Annotated in this window: 16 protein-coding genes; 7 read left to right on the forward strand and 9 right to left on the reverse strand. The window is 55.3% G+C overall.

The features are described from left to right. Positions 1 to 556 precede the first annotated feature (556 nt). The 6 genes from M6D89_RS16935 (at position 557) to M6D89_RS16960 (ending at position 12564) form a co-directional block, all read left to right on the forward strand. Positions 557 to 3493 carry a TonB-dependent receptor gene (locus M6D89_RS16935; protein WP_253969279.1) on the forward strand — a complete coding sequence of 979 codons (2937 nt, stop codon included), beginning with the start codon at positions 557 to 559 and terminating at the stop codon, positions 3491 to 3493. A 326-nt stretch (positions 3494 to 3819) separates the two neighbouring features. Beyond that, positions 3820 to 6774 (forward strand): TonB-dependent receptor, encoded by a 2955-nt coding sequence (locus M6D89_RS16940; RefSeq protein WP_253969280.1) that lies wholly within the window; start codon positions 3820 to 3822, stop codon positions 6772 to 6774. Positions 6775 to 6858: 84 nt separating this feature from the next. Continuing rightward, entirely contained in the window at positions 6859 to 8364 is a 1506-nt protein-coding gene (locus M6D89_RS16945) for a tryptophan halogenase family protein (RefSeq protein WP_253969281.1), read from the forward strand. A gap of 384 nt (positions 8365 to 8748) precedes the next feature. Then, on the forward strand, positions 8749 to 11484 hold the full coding sequence (acnA, locus tag M6D89_RS16950) for an aconitate hydratase AcnA (RefSeq protein ID WP_253969282.1): 2736 nt from the start codon (positions 8749 to 8751) through the stop codon (positions 11482 to 11484). A gap of 284 nt (positions 11485 to 11768) precedes the next feature. Next, on the forward strand, positions 11769 to 12275 hold the full coding sequence (locus tag M6D89_RS16955) for a GNAT family N-acetyltransferase (RefSeq protein WP_253969283.1): 507 nt from the start codon (positions 11769 to 11771) through the stop codon (positions 12273 to 12275). A 70-nt stretch (positions 12276 to 12345) separates the two neighbouring features. Then, positions 12346 to 12564 (forward strand): DUF6500 family protein, encoded by a 219-nt coding sequence (locus M6D89_RS16960; protein ID WP_253969284.1) that lies wholly within the window; start codon positions 12346 to 12348, stop codon positions 12562 to 12564. Between the two features lie 165 nt (positions 12565 to 12729). Here the strand turns inward: M6D89_RS16960 and fabF are convergent, their stop codons facing one another. Beyond that, on the reverse strand, positions 12730 to 14001 hold the full coding sequence (fabF, locus tag M6D89_RS16965) for a beta-ketoacyl-ACP synthase II (RefSeq protein WP_253969285.1): 1272 nt from the start codon (positions 13999 to 14001) through the stop codon (positions 12730 to 12732). 91 nt (positions 14002 to 14092) lie between these two features. Here fabF and M6D89_RS16970 point away from each other — a divergent pair, with 91 nt between their 5' ends. Continuing rightward, positions 14093 to 14752, forward strand: a complete 660-nt coding sequence (locus tag M6D89_RS16970) for a TetR/AcrR family transcriptional regulator (protein WP_253969286.1) — start codon at positions 14093 to 14095, stop codon at positions 14750 to 14752. A 202-nt stretch (positions 14753 to 14954) separates the two neighbouring features. Here the strand turns inward: M6D89_RS16970 and M6D89_RS16975 are convergent, their stop codons facing one another. The 8 genes from M6D89_RS16975 to phoR all read right to left on the reverse strand — a co-directional run bounded on the left by M6D89_RS16975 (position 14955) and on the right by phoR (position 22034). Further along, positions 14955 to 15413, reverse strand: coding sequence for a DUF2147 domain-containing protein (locus tag M6D89_RS16975; protein ID WP_253969287.1), 459 nt, complete (start codon positions 15411 to 15413; stop codon positions 14955 to 14957). A 77-nt stretch (positions 15414 to 15490) separates the two neighbouring features. Beyond that, entirely contained in the window at positions 15491 to 16393 is a 903-nt protein-coding gene (locus M6D89_RS16980) for a GGDEF domain-containing protein (RefSeq protein WP_253969288.1), read from the reverse strand. A 45-nt stretch (positions 16394 to 16438) separates the two neighbouring features. Beyond that, positions 16439 to 16879 carry a hypothetical protein gene (locus M6D89_RS16985; protein WP_253969289.1) on the reverse strand — a complete coding sequence of 147 codons (441 nt, stop codon included), beginning with the start codon at positions 16877 to 16879 and terminating at the stop codon, positions 16439 to 16441. Positions 16880 to 16925: 46 nt separating this feature from the next. Next, a complete protein-coding gene (locus tag M6D89_RS16990) occupies positions 16926 to 18725 on the reverse strand; it encodes a DUF885 domain-containing protein (RefSeq protein ID WP_253969290.1) in 1800 nt (599 codons plus the stop codon). Positions 18726 to 18728: 3 nt separating this feature from the next. Beyond that, positions 18729 to 19160 carry a hypothetical protein gene (locus M6D89_RS16995; RefSeq protein WP_253969291.1) on the reverse strand — a complete coding sequence of 144 codons (432 nt, stop codon included), beginning with the start codon at positions 19158 to 19160 and terminating at the stop codon, positions 18729 to 18731. 13 nt (positions 19161 to 19173) lie between these two features. Next, positions 19174 to 19452: a dihydrouridine synthase gene (locus M6D89_RS17000; protein WP_253969292.1), complete on the reverse strand. Its 279-nt coding sequence runs from the start codon at positions 19450 to 19452 to the stop codon at positions 19174 to 19176. A gap of 227 nt (positions 19453 to 19679) precedes the next feature. Continuing rightward, positions 19680 to 20693, reverse strand: a complete 1014-nt coding sequence (locus tag M6D89_RS17005) for a cellulase family glycosylhydrolase (RefSeq protein ID WP_253969293.1) — start codon at positions 20691 to 20693, stop codon at positions 19680 to 19682. 36 nt (positions 20694 to 20729) lie between these two features. Continuing rightward, positions 20730 to 22034, reverse strand: coding sequence for a phosphate regulon sensor histidine kinase PhoR (gene phoR, locus M6D89_RS17010; RefSeq protein WP_253969294.1), 1305 nt, complete (start codon positions 22032 to 22034; stop codon positions 20730 to 20732). Between the last annotated feature and the right edge of the window lie 15 nt (positions 22035 to 22049).

A 22049-nucleotide genomic window follows, 5' to 3' on the forward strand; every position in this document is an offset into this window, starting at 1 on the left:
AGGCGCCGTGAGCGAAGTTTGGTTACTCCAAATAAGCGATCGGCAACAACGCTGGGGACAAAACTGGCTCCAGCCCTTCGGGTTGCGGCTAAAAATCCGCCACCCTGCGTTGCTCGTCGTTCATTTGGAATAACCAAACCACTCTCCTCGCGCCTTGATTGACGAATTTTTAGTCACAACAGGCTGCATTTAATTAGCGTGAACAGGCCCTAGCGAGCCAATCCCAAGCATCGTAAAAACGGTGCTTGGGGGTTATACCTCCCGATCCCCCTCCGGCACCGTAAGGTCATGCCAGGTTTTGCCATGCGTGGTCAGTAAATCACCAAACTGTGCGCTGGTGCAGCACTTTTGGTCATTCCGACTACTCATTGAACACAGATTACAAACTTTTACTAGATAAACTATTTCCACCAATAAAATATTAATTTATAACGTCCCACCACAACTGCGGTAAAAATTCTGACAAAAAACCGACATCACTTCTGGCGCCGCTGGAAGTTCGCGTAGCAATACCTGAACAACCCAAGATTAAGATAATAAACCTGAGGAGATCCCTGTGACTAAACTCAAGTCGCTTGCCCAAGCCGTTAACGTTGAACAGCTGTTGAAAACCAGCGCCTCTGTGTTGACCCTGAGTGCCTTAATGGCCCCCGCATGGGCGCAGACCGATACCGACACCACCGAGCCCGCCGAACAGGAAATTGCGCTGGAAGAAGTGGTGGTAATGGGCCAGCGTGCCAGCGTTATCTCGGCGCAAAACATCAAGCGTGACTCGCCCCAATTTGTGGACTCTATTGTCGCGACCGATATCGGTAAGTTGCCGGATATGAACGTCGCCGAGTCGCTGCAGCGCATTTCGGGGGTGCAAATTACCCGCAATATGGGCGAGGGCAGCGGCATTGCCATTCGCGGCCTGACCCAGGTGCGCACCGAACTGAACGGTCGCTCCAGCTTTACTGCCAACGAAGGCCGCAGCCTGAGCTTTGAGGACGTTCCCTCTGAGTTGATGGCCGGGGTAGATGTGTACAAAAACCCCTCGGCGAAAATGATTGAGGGCGGCATTGGCGGCACCGTGGATTTGCGCACCTTTAAGCCCTTCGACTTTGATGGCCGTAAAATCAGCGCCACCGTGGGCTCCACCTATTACGATCTGATCGACGAGTTCAACCCCAATGTATCCGGCCTGTTTAGTGACCGCTGGGATACCGGCATGGGTGAAATGGGCTTTATGATCAACGTCTCCTACCAGGAGGCGGCCTTCCGCCAGGACACCACCTCTATTGAGCCCTACTGGGAGCGCGACGCCGCCGAGTTTGGTGGCACCGAGGGTGAGAGTGTGTACGTACCCGCCGGCGGCGGTATTAACAGCTCCTTTGGCGATCGCGAGCGTTTGGGGGTGGCCTCGGCGTTCCAGTGGCGCCCCAACGATGATCTGGACATCTACGCCCAGTACATCCGCTCTGACTACACCATGAGCCTGTTTGACTATTCCTACTTTGCCTTTTTACCCGCCGAGGCGAGTGAGGGCGGCGATAACCTGGTGCCGTTTGATAACAGCGATTTTTCGTTTAACGACAAGGGCGAGATGTTGACCGGCTCGTTTGCCGGGGTGAATATTGACTCCAACACCGGGTTGAACAAACGTCACTCGATTACCGAAGATTTTGCGGTAGGGTTTGAATGGCAAACCAACGATAATCTCAACCTGAGCGGTGATGTGCAGCACGTTAAAGCCACCACCGAGGGTGAAAACTTTATTCTCAGCGTTAATGCTCAGGCCCCGGTGCTGGATGTGGATGTCACTACCAGCTTTCCGCAATTGGGAGTGCGCCCTTCAGATCCCAGCGACCCCGAATCGGCCGATTTATCCGATCCCGACAATTACAAGTGGAGCTGGTTGATTCCGCACCACCAGGAAAGTGATGGCAGCCAGACCGCTGCGCGCTTTGACGGCGAGTGGGAGTTCCACGACGGCGGGTTTATCAGCGCGGTCTCGACCGGGGTGCGCTACTCGCACCGCGAAGCCACCACCAAATCCATGGAGTGGACGCCCTGGACCACAATCGATGCCCCGGCCTGGACCTGCACCGACTGGGCGACCATGGGACCCAGCACACCCGAGTGTAACCCGGACAATCTCGACCCCTCAGACCCGGCTAACCAGGGCAGCTGGGGCGAGACCTTTTTGTTAGACGACCCGCGTTTTTACAACGACGACGGCAGCGCTAACTGGGCACAAAACCAGTTCACCGACTTTATGCGCGGCAGTGCCGATGCGTTTGGTTTGACTCTGGCCGCCTCATCCGACTTGGCCGGACGTTTCTCGGATGAAACCATTCGCTTTTTAACCGGCAATCACCCCAACCCCGAGTATCGCCTGGACGGCATTCCCGACTATGGCCCGCAGCAAATCAACGATCAGGAAGAAGACACCCTGGCCGCCTACGGCATGGTGAGCTTTGCCTCTGAGCTGCTGGGTATGCCGCTGGACGGTAATGTGGGCGTGCGGGTGGTGGAAACTCAAACCACCGCGCGCGGCGCCAATGCCTCGTGCGATGCCGATGGCAACAATTGCGAATACACCGACTCGATTTTCGAAAACAAGTACACCAACACGCTGCCCAGCCTGAACCTGCGCTGGTCGCTGCAAGAAAACCTGTACCTGCGCTTTGCCGCCTCTAAGGGCATCAGCCGTCCCGGTTTCGACCAGATGGACCCCAACATCAACCTGAATGTATCGGTGGATAACGAGTCGGGCACCATTACCGACCTGAGCGCCTCGGGCGGTAACCCAGACTTGAAGCCCATGGAAGTGGCCCAGGCGGATGTGGCGCTGGAGTGGTATTTCTCGGATGCGGGCATGGCCTACGGCACCGTTTTCTACAAAGACGTGCAAAGCTTTATTGCCAACGGCACCGTGACTCGCGACTTTGAATACCAGAACCCACTGACAGGCGAGACCGAAACCGGCGCCTTTGATTCGGATATTCCGCTCAACGGTGAAGACGGCAAAATTGAAGGCTTTGAAGTGGGTGTTTCCGGCTTTTTCGACTTCCTGCCCGAGCCCTGGAATGGTCTGGGTGGCCAGGCGAACTACACCTACGTAGACAGTGAAGCCCCCAGCCCCTTCGCCACGGATATTCAGGGCAATGCGATGCTGGTGCCGCTGGAAGGCCTGTCGGAAAACAGCTACAACCTAGTGGGTATGTACGAATATGGCGACTGGTCGGTGCGTCTGGCCTACAACTGGCGCGACGATTACCTGGATACGACCGCCGGTACCGGTACCGGTAATCTGCCCATCTACAACGACGCCTATGGTCAGCTGGATGGCTCGATTAACTGGACCCTGAACGACACCTTCACCCTGCAGTTCGATGCCGTGAATATTACCGATTCGCGCAACGATACCTACCAGGGTTCATCGTCTCGCTATCGCGATAGCTATCTGGGCGATCGCCGCTACGGTGTGACTTTGCAAGCGGAGTTTTAATCACCCCCGACGCCCGCCCGTGCGGGCGTCGATTTTCTCTTTCTTTGATCCCTTCCCTATTCGGCCATCGCTCTAGATTGCGGTGCGCTATGCCCGCCTCAACCTTTTTGCGGTATCACTTTGGTATTGGTATTTATCTGATTTAATATCCATACGGTTTTACATAAGAAAATATTTGCGCCTGTAAAACATATAGGTTATAAATTAGACGGTGTATTTTTACAAATAAAAGCACTTTTTATAAATATAACCCAGTTTTATGCGTCGTACACCAAACCTGACAGACGGCGCTATCTGGAATCACACGATAATAATAGGAGAGAACTGTGATTGCTCACCCCTCAATCCGTCGTAATATGCGTCCATTGGCGAAAACCAGCGTATCTGCCCTGGTGTTATGCGCTCTGGGTGTTGTCGGCTCTGCCGTAGCGCAGGAAACTGATGAAGAACTCGCCATTGAAGAATTAGTTGTTACCGGCCAGCGCGCCAGTATTGAGTCTGCTCAGGAAATTAAACGCGATGCGGAAATGGTGATGGATTCCATTACCGCCGTAGACATTGGCGCCTTGCCCGACCGCTCGGTCGCCGAGGCCCTGCAGCGTGTGCCCGGGGTACAGCTGCAGCGCACTAACGAGGCCCGCGACCCGGCCCGTCTGGCCGCCGAGGGCGGTGATGTGTTTGTACGGGGCCTGAACTGGGTGCGTACCGAGCTGAATGGCCGCGATATTTTCTCGGCTTCCAACGGCCGCTCGCTGGGTTTTGAGGACGTCTCCGCCGACTTAATGGCCGGGGTAGACGTGTATAAAGCCCCCACTGCCGACATGATTGAAGGCGGTATTGGCGGCACGGTTAACCTGCGTACCCGCAAGCCGTTTGACTCGGACGACATGATTATCGCCGCTTCGGCTGATTACAACTACGCCGAGCTGTACGAAGAGGGCTTCCCCTCGTTTAACGGTTTGTTCAGCAACCGCTGGGATACTGCCATCGGTGAAATTGGCTTTTTGGTGTCGGCCAGTGTGGCCGAGATTGGCAACCGTACCGACAGTATTCAAACTGGCCGCTACGTGGGTTATGACGCCAATGGTGAGGCCTCTAGCGCCAGTGGTCTGGCGGCACAAAACTACCTGCCCAATGGTTTGGGATTCCGCCGTATTGATTGGGAACAAGAGCGTGATTCACTGGCTGGGGTGTTGCAGTGGGCGCCTACCGATACCCTGGAATTTACCCTGGAAGCGATTCAAACTTCGGCCTACGCCGAAGATATCGAGCGCGCTGTGGGCCTAAATGCCGACTGGGGTAATGACATCATGCCCTGGAACGGTGATTTCACATACGACGACGAAGGCTTCTTAACCGGCGGCACACTCTTTAACGCCGGCATGAGCAACAACCTGCGTTACGGCGAGCGCGACGCCGAAACCAGCGACTACTCTTTCGCGGTCGAGTATGCCCCCACCGAAAACTGGACCATTAAAGGCGATCTGCAATACGTCGACTCTACTACCGCAGTGCTGAGCAACGCGTTGTTTACGCAATTGGCGGGCGAAGAGCGCGGACCGTCGTCCAACTCAAACGTTGAGGTGGACTTCGGCTTTGGCAGCGACCCCTGGATGGACGTGACCGACGACACTCGCCAAGCGCAGCAAAGCGCCTACTGGTGGGGCGCGGCCATGGACCATATTGAAGACAACGAAGCTGACTCGCTGGCGGGCCGGGTGGATGTGGATTATCACTTTACCGATAGCGACTTCATGCGCAGTGTATCTGTGGGTGTGCGCCACTCGGATCGTGAAGCCATTACCCGTCAATCTGGTTGGAACTGGTCGCTGCTAAACAACCAATTCTGGGGCGGTGCACCAACCCCCGAAGACATTGTTTACCTGGATCAAGACACCCAGGACGGAACCGAGCTATACACCTTTGATAACTTTTACGGGGGTGATACCGATGCGCCTGCAGTGGGTTGGTTTCCCACTTATGAGCTAACTCGCGATCCCAACTACGCTTACGAACAATTGGCTGACGTGCAGCGTGCTGGTTGGGGCTGGGTGCCTTTGGACCCTGAAACCGCTTACGACTTGAACCCTCGGGCGGATAACGTGAGTGCCGGTATCAACAACCAAAACGAAGTGAACACTGCCGCTTATGTGATGGCGCGTTTTGGCGATGACGGCGGGGATCTGTTTGGCATTCCGTTTGACGGTAATGTCGGTGTGCGCTTCGTTGAAACCGAACTGACCGCCCGTGGCCGCTCCGCAGCTGGTGGCGCGGGTGATTCGTGCGCGGCCAACCCATCGGCCGACTGTGACGGCGCCCAGGCTTTTGCCGATGCCTACAATGCCGCCTACGGCGAATACGCCGATTACACGCACAGCTATACCAACGTACTGCCCAGTCTGAACTTGCGCTTTGGTATAACCGAGCAGTTGCAAGCGCGCTTTGGTTTATCGCGTGCGATGGTTCGTCCCGGCTTCCACCAAACTCAGCCGTATACCACTCTCGGCTTTGATTTTATGGATAACGCCTTTGATCCTAACACCCCTTACGAGGGTACGGGTACTGGGGGTAACTATGAGCTCGAGCCCACGGTATCGGATCAGATTGACCTGAGTCTGGAGTACTACTTTGGCAATGCCAACAGTGTGACTCTGGCGCTGTTCCACAAAGATATTGAAGATTACATTGCCACTACTAACCAAGTTGAAAGTATCACCTCGGGTGGACAAACCTACGACTTCGAAGTCACCCGTCAGGTGAACGCAGCCGAAGGTAAGCTGCAGGGCGCCGAACTGGCTTACCAGCAGTTTTTCGATATGCTGCCCAGCCCGTTTGATGGTTTAGGGGTGCAAGCTAACTACACCTTTATCGACAACGAAGGCGGTATGAACCAGGCGGTTAACATCTTTGAGGCGCCGCAGGTTGAAGGCTCTACCGATGAGTCGTTGCCCATTGAAGGTATATCGGACAACAGCTACAACCTGACATTGATGTACGAAAAGTACGATGTGTCAGCGCGTTTGGCCTACAACTGGCGCGAGCGCTACCTGCTGACTACCTCGGCGGCGAACATTAACCGTCCGGTCTGGTTTGATGACTATGGTCAGCTGGATGGCTCGGTGTTCTACACCATTAACGACAATGTGAAGGTCGGTCTGCAGGTGACTAACCTGACCGCCGAGTCTACCAAGCTGGAAGTGGGCGACACTCAAATCGCCGGCGATTACAGCTGGACTCAGGGTGACCGTCGCATTGCCTTTGTGGTGCGTACGCAGTTTTAAGCCCGCCTGCCACCTCTGGCCCTTGTGCCAGGGGTGGCTTTTTGCTTCACTCAAGCATCCTTTTGATCGTGATGCGCTCTCCTTATGAGTCACCCGCAGATTAACAATATCCTTATTCTCGGTGGCGGCACCGCCGGCTGGATGGCCGCTGCCGCGATGAGTAAATTTTTCGCCGGGCAGCCGGTTAGCATTCAACTCGTAGAGTCGCCCGAGCTTGGCACCGTGGGGGTAGGCGAGGCCACCGTACCGGTTATCCGCCAGTTCAATCGCTATCTCGGGCTGGACGAAGACAGCTTTATTCGCCGCACTCAGGGCAGTTTTAAACTGGGTATTGAGTTCTGTGATTGGCTTCAACCCGGCAGCCGTTATTTTCATGGCTTTGGCGATTTCGGAGCCGCTGTGCAGGGCGTGCCTGCGCACCAGCTGTGGCTGCGCTCGCAGGCGCTGGGTAACCAGGCGTCTTTGCTGGATTACTGCTTTGCCGCGCAAGCTGCGCGCCATAATTGCTTTGCACCGCCACCCGATGAACCCCGCCTGGCCGCTATTGCCGCCTTTGATTACGCCTATCACTTTGATGCCGGCCTCTACGCTCAGCTGTTGCGAGAGTGGGCCTGTGAGCGGGGGGTTGAGCATCTACAGGGGCAGATACAAGGTGCAAACCTAGACCCCGGTAACGGCGATGTGGCCTCTGTCGGCCTTGCGGATGGCCGCACCCTTAACGCCGACTTTTTTATTGATTGCACCGGCTTTCACGCCCAGTTGATGCACTGCGCGCTTCAGGTGCCCTATTGCAACTGGAGTGCTCATCTACCCTGCAACCGCGCCCTGGCGTTGGCCTGTGAGCGCCGCGAACCCTTGACGCCCTATACCCGTGCCACCGCGCGCAGTGCGGGGTGGCAGTGGCGTATTCCTCTGCAGCACCGGGTGGGTAATGGCCTGGTGTACGCCAGCGATTATTTAAGCGATGAGCGGGCCGAGCGCGAGTTGCGCCACAACTTGGAGGGCGATGCCATTGGCGATATCAAGCGCCTGCGTTTTACCACCGGCCACCGTGAACACTTTTGGTATCGCAACACTCTGGCATTGGGGCTGGCTGCGGGCTTTTTAGAGCCCCTTGAGTCCACCAGCATTCAGTTGATTCAAACGGGTTTATTACGCTTTTGGGAACTGTTGCCGAGCGGCGCCAACCCCGCCTCGGTGCAAGACGAGTACAACCGAATTACTCGGGCCGAGTACGAGCGTCTGCGGGATTTTCTTATCTTGCACTACTGCACTAACCAACGCCCCGGTAGCGACTTTTGGCGCTACTGTCGCGAGCAAGCTTTGCCCGCTGCCTTGGCCCATAAAATAGCGGTATTTCGCGACTCGGGCAGGGTGCCTTTATACGATAACGAGTCTTATAGTGAGGCCAGTTGGGTCGCTATATTGACGGGCCAAAATATAATGCCTCAGCACTGGGCTTTGCAGGCCGATCAGATGCCAGCGTCACAACTTGTGCAACTACTGGAGCAGCGCCGTCGCGATATTGCCGCTATTGTCAGCAAAATGCCCTCACACGAGTACTACCTGGAGCATTTAGCTGCTCACTGACAATCTTGCCGCTAGTTTTTATATAAAAATGTTTGCACAAGTAAAAAATATCAGTTATAAAATAGCTGTACTTAGCAACATTACCCCGATAGATACGGTGCGACGTATTTACCGGCTAAGCAAACGTACCAAACACGGAGACTGACTCCGCTATACATGAGCTGATGTTTTGCATCGTTAATGGGCGGCGCTTGCCCCGGCAAGCGCCGCATTTTTTTGCCACTTTTACGCTCACGCTTTCCTATTTACACGACTCGCCGTGTTTCTCTTATCAACGGGCCCTATATAGCCTAAGCTTTACAGATATATTCACCCGAACAGGGCTCGGCGCAAACCTTGCTTCCTGTATTAAGTTAAATGGATTAGCCAAAAGGGGAATCAACCGTGAGCGATAGTTTTCAGTCCAAAAGCACCCTCGATGTCAACGGCAAGTCATACCGCTACTACAGCCTGAAAGCGCTGGAAGGCGACTACAACCTAGACCGACTGCCCTACTGCCTAAAGGTGTTGCTGGAGAACCTGCTGCGCAAAGAAGATGGCAAAAGCGTGAGCGTGGACGATATTCACACTCTGTGCCGCTGGAAGGGCTCAGACGAGGCCAGCGAACAGGTTAACTTTACCCCCGCGCGAGTCGTGCTGCAGGATTTTACCGGCGTACCGGCGGTGGTCGATTTGGCGGCCATGCGCGCTGCGATGCGCCAACTGAACGGTGACCCGGCCAAGATTAACCCACTGGGGGCGGTGGATTTGGTGATCGACCACTCGGTAATGGTGGATTATTACGGCAACCCGGATTCACTGGCCAAAAACACCGAGAAAGAATTTGAGCGCAACAACGAGCGTTACCAATTTTTGCGCTGGGGCCAGCAGGCGTTTTCCAACTTTCGCGTGGTGCCACCCGGCACCGGTATTGTCCACCAGGTGAACCTGGAGTATCTGGCCAAGGCCGTGCTGGTAGAAGAGCACGACGGTGAACAAGTCGCTTTGCCCGACACTCTGGTGGGCACCGACTCGCACACCACCATGATCAACGGCCTGGGCGTTCTGGGCTGGGGCGTAGGCGGCATTGAAGCCGAAGCCGCCATGCTGGGCCAACCCATCACCATGCTGATCCCCGAGGTGGTGGGCTTTGAATTAAAAGGCGAACTGCCGCCCTCAGCCACCGCCACGGACTTGGTGCTGACCGTCACGCAAATGCTGCGCGAGCGCGGTGTGGTGGGTAAGTTTGTGGAGTTTTACGGCCCGGGCCTGTCTAAGCTGCCTTTGGCCGACCGGGCCACCATTGCCAATATGGCCCCCGAATATGGCGCCACTTGCGGCATATTCCCCATTGATGACGAAACCCTGAACTACCTGGCCTTAACCGGGCGCGAGCAAGCGCAAATTGACCTGGTCGAAGCCTACGCAAAAGAGCAGGGCCTGTGGCGCCATGACGACGACCCCGTGGCCGATTACAGCGACACCCTGCACCTGGATTTGGGCGATGTGGTACCCAGTCTGGCAGGTCCTAAACGCCCGCAAGATCGTATCGCGCTGACCGACGCCAAAGCTGAATTTAACACCTTGCTTGAACAAGAACTGCAAGAGCAGGAAACCGTCATCGCCAGTACCGATGACTCGCGCTTTACCAGCGAAGGTGGGCAGACCGCCGTGGACAACACCAACCTGCACGAGCGGGGTGCCGTGCCGGTTGCAATGAACGGGCAAGAATTTATGCTGGAGCATGGCGCGGTGGTCATCGCCGCCATTACCTCTTGCACCAATACGTCTAACCCCGCCGTGCTGGTAGCCGCCGGTTTGGTTGCACAAAAAGCGCACGATCTGGGGTTAACCACCAAGCCCTGGGTGAAAACTTCATTCGCCCCCGGCTCGCAAGTGGTGCCCGCCTACATGAAAAACGCAGGGCTTCTAGAGCCTTTGGCCGAGCTGGGCTTTGATATTGTCGGCTTCGGCTGCACCACCTGTATTGGTAACTCCGGCCCGCTGCCGCCACCGGTGCAAAACGCCGTGCGCGCAGGTGATTTGCTGGTGGCCGGGGTGCTCTCGGGTAACCGCAACTTTGAAGGCCGTATCCACCAGGACGTGCGTGCGAATTACCTGGCCTCGCCGCCACTGGTGGTTGCCTATGCATTGGCCGGTAATATGAACGTGGATTTACTCAACGATCCGGTCGGCGAAAGCAAAGACGGCAAACCCGTGTACCTGAAAGACATCTGGCCCAGCCCCAAAGAAGTGGCCGATACCATCGCCAGCGCCATGACCGAAGGTATTTACGCCGACAAATACGCCGATGTATTTAAAGGCACCGAGGCCTGGCAGCAGCTACCGGTACCGGAAGATGAAATTTACTCCTGGCCCGAATCCACCTACGTGAAAAAACCCCCGTACTTTGATGGCATGACCATGGAGCTGCCCGAGTCCAAGCCGATTACCGACGCGCGCTGCCTGGTTAAGGTGGGCGATTCCATCACCACTGACCATATTTCGCCAGCCGGCGCCATCAAACCCGACAGCCCGGCCGGGCAATACCTACGCGAAAAAGGTGTAGAGCCCGAAGACTTTAACAGCTACGGTTCGCGCCGGGGCAACGACGATGTCATGGTACGCGGCACCTTTGCCAATGTGCGCCTTAAAAACCAAATGGCCCCCGGCACCGAAGGCGGCTGGACCACGTATTTGCCCACCGATGAGCAAATGAGTATTTATGAAGCCTCGCAAAAATATCAGGCCGATAACGTCCCGCTTATCGTATTAGCCGGAAAAGAATACGGTACCGGTTCCAGCCGCGACTGGGCCGCCAAAGGCACCAACTTGTTGGGTATTAAAGCAGTGATCGCGCAAAGCTTTGAACGTATTCACCGCTCTAACCTGGTGGGCTTTGGCGTGCTGCCACTGCAGTTTAAAGACGGTGAAAGCGTCGAGTCTTTAGGATTGGACGGGTCGGAAACCTTCGACTTTGACGCCATTGAAGGCGAGCCCAAAACCCTCGGCGTAACCGCACGCAAAGACGGAAAAGATATTTCGTTTGAAGTCCGAGTGCGTATTGATACCGCCGTAGAGTGGGACTACTACCGTCACGGCGGTATTTTGCACTACGTACTGCGGCAGTTGGCGGGGTAGCTGATTGGTTTACGGGCTACAGTAAACGTAGGACGGAAAAACATAGGGGCAGCTTTTAGCTGCCCTTTTTTCGATTAATAGAGAACGTGAATCCGATCTGATACCACCTTGCTGGCTTGCACAGCGACGTCGGCTCTGCTTGAAGCGGGGTTCGGTTTTCAATTAACAGAAAACTTTTATAGTCAATCACTTAACCAGTGTGGAAGGTGAAGTAACAAGACCGGGGTGTGCGAGATAACGCGCACGCACGATATACAAATGTTAATACCTCAAGAGGTCGAACATTGGACATTAAGATTCGTAATGAGGGCAAAGGTGATGTTGAGCCAATCCACCGAGTTACAGTGTTGGCTTTTCGGGATGCCCTTCATACTGATCACACCGAGCAATTTATTGTGAAGGCTCTTCGTCAGGCTGACGCATTGTTTCTGTCTCAGGTCGCTGAATCAGATGGCGAAGTTATAGGTCACGTTGCCATTTCTCCAGTAAAAGTTTCTGATGGCTCAACCAACTGGTTTGGGCTTGGGCCGATCTCGATGCTGCCTGAGTATCAGGGTAAGGGGGTTGGCTCAAAGCTTATGGAGAGCGCCCTTGCAGGCCTCAGAGAAAAGGGGGCGGAAGGCTGCGTAGTACTCGGAGATCCTAGTTATTATGGGCGCTTTGGCTTCAAGGTTGTCGATGGGGGCGTGTTTCCAGGGGTTCCGGTGAAGTATTTTCAGGCACTGTCGTTCGGTAGTGGTTTTCCGCAGGGAGAAGTTACGTACCATGAGGAATTTTCGGCACAGGGTTAACAATCGGCTGCACTGCGTAAACTTCCCCGAAGCAATTAAAAAAACAAGAAAATCAACAAGGAATAGTAGCTTGCGAGAAAATCTTAGAAAAAAGATTATTGAAATTTGTAATCTTAAAATTGCGAAAAAGGGCGAGAATGTGGGGTTATCCTTCTATGCGTTTTTTAAAAACAAAAACGATCAGCCCGAGGTTCTTATGGAGGCCGCTCGGTGGTGGATTGAAACCCATCAATTAGATCATTTCGAGAAGGCCAGTAAAATTAGAAAAATGGTCGAAGCCGGTGTTTAAGGTTATCTACGAATCACCTATGCCAGTTCTTCTGCCGCCATACTAGGCTTCACTGCCGTATTGGCCGAATAGAAGCTCGCCTGGATCCTTGGTTGAAGGAGCGGTTGCGCATTATATGGTAGCCATTTTTATGGCTTGCAGGTGGTCTGGTATTTTCATAGGTTCCTACATCCTTACTTTACTGATGATCAGAGCTGCATTCACTCCGCCAAAGCCGAATCCGTTACACAGTACGTGCTCTGTTGGGTGCTCGCGCGCGGCGGCGCAGACAAAGTCTAAGTCATCGAGACATTCATCAGGATCTGTCAGGTTTTGGGTCGGGGGCAGATGATTGTGCATTACCGATAGGGCGGAGAAAATCCCTTCCACGCCACCAGCGGCACCGAGTAGGTGGCCTGTGGCCGACTTAGTCGCGGAAATTGGAATACCGGCAAGTGCATCGCCGAAAGCGTTGCGTAGTGCCGCTATTTCCGCTCGGTCACCCACCGGCGTCGAAGTGGCATGAGCATTGATATGATTGATCGCGCCGGGAGCCAATCCCGCCATTTGCAGGGCCGCTCGAATGGCCGCCGCCGCACCGCCGCCGTCCTCGGGGCCTGCGGTAATATGATGTGCATCGGCACTGGTGCCGTAGCCACTGAGAACGGCCAATGGTGTTGCCCCTCGTGCTTCGGCGTGGGCTAAGGTTTCGATCACAAGCATTCCCGCGCCCTCCCCCATGACAAAACCGTTGCGTGCTCGATCGAACGGGCGCGATGCGCAGGTGGGATCGTCCTGTTCGGTGGATAACGCTTTCATGGCGTGAAAGCCGGCAAGCGACAGCGGATCGATACAGGCTTCCGCACCGCCCACCAAGGCTACATTCGCTTCGCCGCTGCGTATCAAACGCATGCCGTCGCCTATAGCCTGCAGTCCGGCGGCGCAGGCTGTAACGGGACAGCCCAACGGTCCGCGCAAGCCATAACGAATGGAGACGTTCCCCGCCGCCAAGTTAGCCAAAAAAGCCGGCACAGTGAAAGGCGAAAGGCGGCGGTGTCCACGGGTCGACAAAGTATTTTGCGCCTGGGTAATGGTGGGGAAGCCGCCGATGCCAGAACCTATAATGGTCGCCGTGGCCAGTCGGTCCGCGTCGTTCGCCGGAAACCAATTGGCCTGAGTCAGTGCCTCTTCGGCGGCCGCTAAAGCGTATAGACTGAACAGCTCCAGCTTGCGCCGGTCTTTTGCATTGGCCACGCGATCTGGGTCAAAGCCCGCTTCCGGATCCACATTGAGCCCAGGGACTGAGCCCGCCACCTTGATGGGTAGCTCGGCGGTATCGAATCGGCTGATTAAAGAAATGCCGGAACGGCCAGCCAGAAGACGCTCCCAACTTGCCTTAACCCCGCTGCCGAGTGGATTGACTGTGCCCATGCCAGTGATGACGAGCGGTGACTGCATAGTAGTTTTCCTGCATAGTGGATGTTGTACTACGCTACCACCGGTCTTAATATGATCAAGATAATATTAAGCATGGAAAAGTGAGCCCTTCATGACCCACCCGACAAATCGCAAGGCCAAGTCGCGAGAGCGCATCCTCAAATCGGCTATCGAGTTGTTCAGCCGCCAGGGCTTTGAGAAGGTATCTCTCGGCCAGATTATGAAGCTTGCCAAGATGACCCATGGTGCTTTTTACGCGCACTTCGCTTCGAAAGAAGCGCTTTATCAAGCCTCGGTACGAGAAGCCTTGGAGCGCAGCCGTGCGGCCAGGTTGGTTAAAGGGCCCCTATCGGTGCAGCATTTGACGGAGCTGGTGGCGAATTGTTGCAGTCTTCGGGAGCTGGAGCGAACCCGTACACCGGGGCCCGAATCGGTACTGTTCAATGAAATTGGCAATGAGAACGCTGAAATCCGTACCTTGTTCGAAGCGTCATACTTGCGCATGAAGAAAATGCTGGAGACCCGCCTCATTGCGCTGAGTCGCCTAAAAAAGCTCCCATTCGACCCAGATCGCAAGGTTGTTGCGGATAAGTCTCGCGCTATTCTGGCGTCACTGATAGGCGCGGTAGCCATTGCCAAAAGCCTACCTACCGGGCAGGAAGGCAACGACATCCTTAACATCGCCCAACGTAATATTTTACAGATGCTGGGTGTTAAGGAGAGCGAGGTGGAGCGTATGCTGGCAAACGTGGGGCAAGCGGCGGCGACATAAATGTGAATAATAAATGGCGCTTTAAATTTGTTGTGTTACTCGCCTGAGCATTTGTGCATGTAGCAATTGTTTTTAATGGGCAGAATTGGCTCGGGTAATTGATAGTTTTTTATCCCGCCTGGATAAACCCTCAGTAAGTTGTTCGGTAGCCTCAGTTAAAGGTCGTTTCCCCGTTTGTAAAACTGATATTTTCGACCTTCAGTTAAGGTGCTGAGGTCTCCTCCTCAGCGCGAATCCAGGTCTGACTGCGACCGAATAATGATATGCCGATAAACCCGCGAACGGTCAGGGAGTTGTGGTCTTCTGCCAGCTCGGCTTTGGCTTTGTAGATTTTGCCGGATTTGGGGTCGAGGATGCTGCCGCCGCTCCACTGTCCCGGTTCGTCCTGGGTGAGCCCCCACATAAATTGCAGGCCTTGGATGGGCTTATTGTTGAAGTCACCGGGGCATTTCTTACACAACTTGCCCTGGCTTTCGGGCTGCAGGAGTCGGGTGATGGTGCCGGTTAGCTCGCCGTCGGTTACCGCAAGGCTGACCAGGCTTTTGCGGCTGTCGTCTTTATCGTCAATGGTAACCCACTGCCCTTCAATGGGGGCGGCACCAGCGCTGATGCTTAAGCAAAATAACAATCCAGTCGTTATTCCCATACGTAAAGCGTGCATAGATGAGCCCTCGTGAGTTGGTGCCGGTGTAATTCTTTAGCTAACTATAGAGGCAATCGGGCCCGTTCGCCAAGCGGTTAGAGTTGCTGGCAGTAGGTATTGCGGCCATTGCGCTTGGCGTTGTAGAGGGCCTCGTCGGCGCGGCTGATCAGGTTTTCGATGGTGTCGTCGTCTTCGCGGGCAATGGTCAGGCCCAGGCTGATGGTGATATTGCCGATATGCTGGAAACTGTGCTCGGCGATGGCTTTACGCAGCCGCTCGGCGGTGGTGGCAGCTTCGGTGGCACGGATGTTAGGCAGGATTAAGGCGAACTCTTCGCCGCCAAAGCGGCCCAGGGTGTCGTGGTCGCGAATCAGTTCGGCGCACAGTTCGGTCAGCTCCTGTAGCACAGCGTCGCCGCGCAGGTGACCGTATTTGTCGTTGACCTGTTTGAACAGGTCAATATCGAAAATAATCAGTGAGAGCGGGTGATGGTAGCGCCGAAATTCGGCGAAGCGACGTTCCAGCTCGGCGATAAGCTTGCGGCGGTTGTAAAGGCCAGTCAACTCGTCGGTTTCGCTTAAATGTTGTAGCTGGTTTTGCAGTCGGTGGCGCTCGGTGATGTTGCTGGCCAGCCAGATGACTGCGCGCTCGCCTTCAATGGGCTTGGGCAGCGGTTGAATTCGGCCCTCAAACCAGAGCTCGCCTTCGGGCCCGCCATCGGTCGGCAGCCCTTCAACATCTTCAGCCGCCAGCGGGTATTCGACGATGCGCAGGGCGTTTTTTTCCAGAGTCAATTGTATTTGTTCCAGAAACCAGGCGGCCTTATCGGCGGGCAGAACGTCGTTTAAGTGAAAGTTCACCAGGTGGTGGCCGTCGTGGTAGTACTGGCGGTCGTGTCCGCCCAGCAGGGCAATATAGCGGCCCGACTCGCTGATAATAAACATCGGGTCGGGCAGCGCTTGAAGCGCATCTAGACAAAGCTCATTGGCGTCGATCATTTGCGTCCTGCGTTTGGATTTTATCCCTGGTACCTTTGGGAGCTGCTAACGGCGCAAAGGCACGGGTACAGGGTTGGGTTCTACCAGCGCGGGCTCGGCTTCAAAGCGCTGGTAAGCGTCGTTATGCACCTCGCCGATGCGGGCCAGAGCCTGCTCCAGGCGCGGGTCTTCGCAGCCTTCCAGCTGCCCAAAGAGCTTTTCCACGGTGTCGGCGGCGTCCTTTTTAAGGTTGGACTGATTGATCTTGATCATCAAATTAATATAGTTCTGCATGCCCACCTTGTTTTGCATTTGCTTTTCCACCGATTGGCGCGGTGGAATATCCGGCAAGCTTGCCTCGGCGCAGCGCTGTTTAATATTACTCAGCATATTGTAGTTAGACAGCATGGTACGAAAATCCAGGCCCATCTGGCGCGGGCTGGCGGTGGCGGTCAAGCTGGCGCAGCTCAGCAGGCAAGATAAAACGATGCTAGCGGTAGTTTTCATAGTAAAAGGCTTATCTGTGATTTTAAAAAGCGCACACTCTACCATCTTACGGTGCGCTTTGAGAGTCCAGCCACTGCTGGACTCGCTGTTCGAGAATATCCAGCGGCAGCGCCCCGCCGCTTAGGACAAGGTCGTGAAACTCGCGTACCGAAAAATCCTCGCCCAAGGTGTGTTGCGCGTGTTCGCGCAGCTGCATGATTTTCATCATGCCCACTTTGTAGGCGGTGGCCTGGCCCGGCATCACGATGTAGCGCTCGACCTCGCGGGTGGCGTCGGCGCGGGTCATGGGCGAGTTGGCGACAAAGTAGTCGATGGCCTGCTCGCGGCTCCAGCGGTGGTGGTGAATGCCGGTGTCCACCACTAGGCGAATCGCACGCCACAGTTCAAAGCTTAAGCGACCAAAGTCGGCGTAGGGGTCGTCGTACAGGCCCAGCTGGGTGGGTATCCATTCGGCGTACAGCCCCCAGCCCTCTATGTAGGCGGTGTAGTGGTTGTGGCGGCGAAATTCGGGCAGCTCGTCCAGTTCTTGGGCGATGGCAATTTGCATATGGTGGCCAGGCACCGCCTCGTGATAGGCGAGCGCGCGCATCTGATAACGGGGCATGGCGCGCAAATCGTGTAGGTTGACGTAGTAAATGCCCGGGCGCGAACCGTCTTGGGCGGGGGACTGGTAAAAGGCTTTGCCCGCGGACTTTTCCCGGAAGGGTTCAACCGCTTTCACGCTGAGCTCCGCCTGGGGCAGACGGGTGAAGAGTTCAGGTAGGTGTGCCTCCATTTGCTCAATGAGTGCGCGCGTATCGGCTAAATACTGGTCTCGGCCTTCCTCGGTGTCCGGGTAGTAAAAGCGCGGATCTTCTTTGAGCGTGGCAAAAAAGTCGGTTAAGTCGCCATCAAAATTCAGCGATTGAATAATCGCACGCATGTCGCGGTGAATACGCTCGACCTCGTCCAGACCGATTTGGTGTATCTGCGGGGCGGTTAAGTCGGTGGTGGTGGTCGCTTGTAAGCGAGCGCGGTAGTAGGCCTCGCCAGCGGGGAATTTCCACACCCCGGCGCGCTTGTCGGCGTGCTGCTGGAGTCCCTCAAGAGCCTCAATCAATTGCTGATAGGCGGGTTTAACCTGCTCGACGAGTGCCACACGGGCGTTATTGCTTAGCTTGTCCTGCGTTTCGGCCGACAGATTCAGAGCTTCCAGCTTTTGGGTAAAGTCGCGCCACAAAGGGCTTGCTGGCTGGTCGTCAAAAGGCGCTCCGCTGATGATATTGCGGCTGTCATCAATCACATAAGGGTAGACAAAATCCGGGGCAATAATCTCCGTCCGGGCGCGGCGCTCTAGGTTGTTTATAAGCTGGTCAAACAGCGGTTTTATCCCCCGCAGGCGCTCGATATAGGCCTCGGCATCGGCCTGGGTATCGACCTGATGGGTGTTAATCAAAAAAGACACCACCCCGGCGTGCAGACCAAACATCTGGTTCACCGGATAGCCGTAGTCGCGCCAGCGGTAGTGTTCTATTTGTTGCTCTAATTCGGCGCGCAGCAGCTGCACATTCAGCCGATTGGCCGGGGTGAGTTGCTCGGTATTCAATCGCGCCAGGCGTTGTAATTGGTCAGCGGCCAGACGCTGTGCCAGTTCATCGCCTTTGGGGCTGATATCGTCCCACTCGCCATAGTGGGTTTTGCGCCCCAGACTCGCCTGGTACATGGGGCTGAGGGAGACCTGCTCGTTAAAAAATCGCTCGAATAAATGCTCGGCGCGGGCGTTTTCGGCTCGTTGCGGGCTAACAGAGGCGTAGGTGAAGCAGCTAACAAGGGCGAGTAAAAGCCCCAGGTTCTTGATCCAGTGCATAAGTTAATCTTTTGGCTGAGAGCGGTGGTCTTGCATGGCAAAGTCGGCGCGATTTTTTAAGCGATCTTTGCGGCGAATGTCGGCAAACGGATCGGCGCTTGGCTCGCTGGGTTGTTGCGGCTGTGCGCGTTTTTTATTCGGTTGCGAACGGGTTTGTGCGAAGGCGTCGTCGCGCTTTTTGGGCTTGGGCCGCAGGGCGTATTTTAGATACCAATAGTAAAGGCTGGTGACCAGCACATAGCCGCCCCACTTGGCAAAGTAAGACAGCCATAAAAAGCCGGTGACACCAGTGCTGCGAGCATAGTCTGTATAGTCGCTATGCAGGGCGGCAATCAAAAAGTAGCTGATAAGCAGGGTCAGTGTGGAGATAATGACGCGGTTATAGCGCTTCCAGATAACGGTGGCGACGGCGGACTTGGCGAGAAACCGAAACATGGGCTGTGAGTAATTAGGGAAACAAACTGATGCCAAGCGCCGCGACCAGGGCGACCAGGCCGCGAGATTTGTACTCGCTGATGATTTTATCCTCTTCCTCTTTAACGATCACCTCGAGAATATCCGGCTCGTAATCTTCGGGGCTGCGCCCGTGCAGATAAATACGAGTTTTGGCCCGCTCAATGGCCTTGTCGCGAATCTTACCCGCGTATCTGCGCCGCACGTTGTCGTAACTGCGACGCAGTATATTGCGGCTGTATTCGGGTTTTAGTTCGTTTTCGGGTAGTGTCATTGCGTGACTCGTTGTTGATTATTTGGGGTACGGGGTACGGGGTACGGGGTACGGTGCCGCTCTGCCCGAGCTTGACAGGGTGTTCGACGAAATCCAAAATTTCACCGTTCACCGTTCACCGTTCACCGTTCACCGTTCACCGTTCACCGTTCACCGTTCACCGTTCACCGTTCACCGTTCACCGTTCACCGTTCACCGTTCACCGTTCCCCGTTCACCGTTCACCGTTCACCGTTCACCGTTCACTAAACATTCCCAATCGGGTTTTACCGCGTTGTTGGCAATGGCATATTCTTCGTCCAGCATCACCTCGCGGCCCCAGCCGGTTAGCCCCTCAAACGAGCCGTCGTCGGTCATATCCAGGTGCTTTTGCGGTTTGTTGCCTGGGCCCCAGGACCAGGGCAAAAAGCTGACGTCAAACTCCAGTGCGGTTTTAATAATGGTGCGATAGGCGATGGCGCCGCCCTCAGTGTCGTCCCAGCGGTTGCCGAATTCGCCGATCACCAGCGGCAAATTGGTTTCTACCGATTCGACTATTTCGGCGCGAATTCGTTCATCGTTGTAGCCCCACATTTGCGGCCACCACATATGCACCGACAGCAGAATATTGTGTTTGGGGTCGGCGTCTATCAGAGTGGGACCGGCCGCCTGCAAGGTGTCTATATCTTTACCCCAGCCGGGGGCGTCGATCATGAGCGGGGTCTGGTAGCCCGCTTCGCGCAGGCGTTTAATGGCCTTGCTGTAGCCTTGGGTGTATTCCTCAAGGGGGACTTTGTCGCCTACCTCGTTGCCGATGTTGACGATGGTGTAGCGCTGGTGACGGGCGATAACGGCGGCAATGTCCGGGCGCGTCCAGTAATCGACCAATAATTGCAGTTTGCTCCAGTCGCCGGTGGCATCGTGCAGCTCGATAATGGGCACCAGCTCAAAGCGGCGGGCGTTTTTCAGGACCGTGTCCAGCTCGCCCGGCTTTCCTTCGGTGGTCCAGACGATGCGTACGGTATTGGAGTCGGTTTTGGCAATCTCGCTAAAGCTGGACAGCCCGGTGCGGTCCATCCAGTAGACCATACGGTTGGGGCCCATGAGGGTGATGGGGGCGTTACAGGCATCAAACAGCTGGCGCCCCTCTACGTAAAAGCCGGGGTGAGTGTCCGAGGGGGGCTCGCTGGCGAGCGCGGAAAGGCAAACCCCGCAAATGAAGGCCCCTGAAAGCAGCACACGTGTCAGCATTAGAGTACTCAAATAGTCTTCCGATGCTCTAGTGTACCTCTTAGCCGCTTACTTGTCCGCAGGGCGCACGCCGGTTTGTTGATCGTTGGCGGGAAATACACAGGTGAATACGCTGCCCTGGCCCACTTCGCTGTTAATTTGCAGCTCGGCGTCGTGGCGCAAGAGTACATGTTTAACAATGGCCAGCCCCAGTCCGGTGCCGCCGGTTTTACTGTTACGACTGGCATCTACCCGGTAAAAGCGCTCGGTTAAATGAGGAATGTGTTTGGTTTCAAAGCCCATGCCGTTGTCGGTGACCGAAAAGTACACATAGGGGCCGCTGCGCCACAGCCGCATGTCGATTTTGCCCTCTTCGGGGGTGTATTTAACGGCGTTAATAACCAGGTTAGAGCAGGCGCTGTGAAGCTCTTTTTCGTTGCCGATAATGCTGATATCCGGGCTGGATTCCAGGGTAATGGTCTGGTGTTTTTCGCCCGCGAGCACCGAGGCCTCGGATTTAATGGTTTGCAGCAAAGGCTCCAGCGGCAGGCGCTTTTGGTTAAAGCCGGTGTCGGTGGTTTCCAGCTTCGAGAGCATGATCAAATCGTTAATCAGCAGCGACATGCGTTTGGATTGCTGCTGCATTTGCTCCAGCGGTTTGTCCCAGGCGGCAATGGCGTTGTTGTCGGCCAGGGTTTCCAGGTAGCCGCTGATAACGGTAAGCGGGGTGCGCAGCTCGTGGGAAACGTTGGCGACAAAGTCTTTGCGCATTTGCTCTAGGTGGTAAATCTGGGTGATGTCGCGCACCACAATCAGTCGTTCGTTTTTACCGAAGCGGGTAATCTGAAATTGCAGGCGTTTGTCGGGAAAGCGCGGCGAGGGAATATCCAGCGGCTCGGCGTATTCGCCCGCCTCAAAGTAATCCACAAAGCGCGGGTGGCGAATAAAGTTGATCACCGACTGACCCTGATCGGAGTTGTAAAATCCCAGTAAGCGCTGCGCCGAGGGGTTCCACCAGTCCAGATAGCCGCGCCAGTCCAGCAGTATTACGCCGTCTTTAAGGGCCGAGGTGGTTTCCTGCACCCGGTTGATGACCGCCTGCAGGTTTTTCTTTTCGCGCTTTTGGCGCCGCTGCAGATGGTAGATAGCATCAAAGACTTCGCCCCACAAACCGCTGGACTCGGGGGGCTGGGCTTTGCGTTTGCCCTGCAGCCAGATGTTTAAGCGCAGCATTTGCCACAGGTGCCAGCCGATGTACCAGCTGGCGCAAAACAGTAAGGTCCAGGCGAGCTGGTCAATCAATAAACCGATAACAATAGCGATGGCCAGAATGACCACCAGACGCTTAACTTCAGCGTGAAATCCCTGTAACAATGCGGAGCCTTCTCG

Origin of the sequence: Gilvimarinus xylanilyticus (assembly GCF_024195295.1) — a bacterium.
Classification (GTDB): Bacteria; Pseudomonadota; Gammaproteobacteria; order Pseudomonadales; family Cellvibrionaceae; genus Gilvimarinus; species Gilvimarinus xylanilyticus.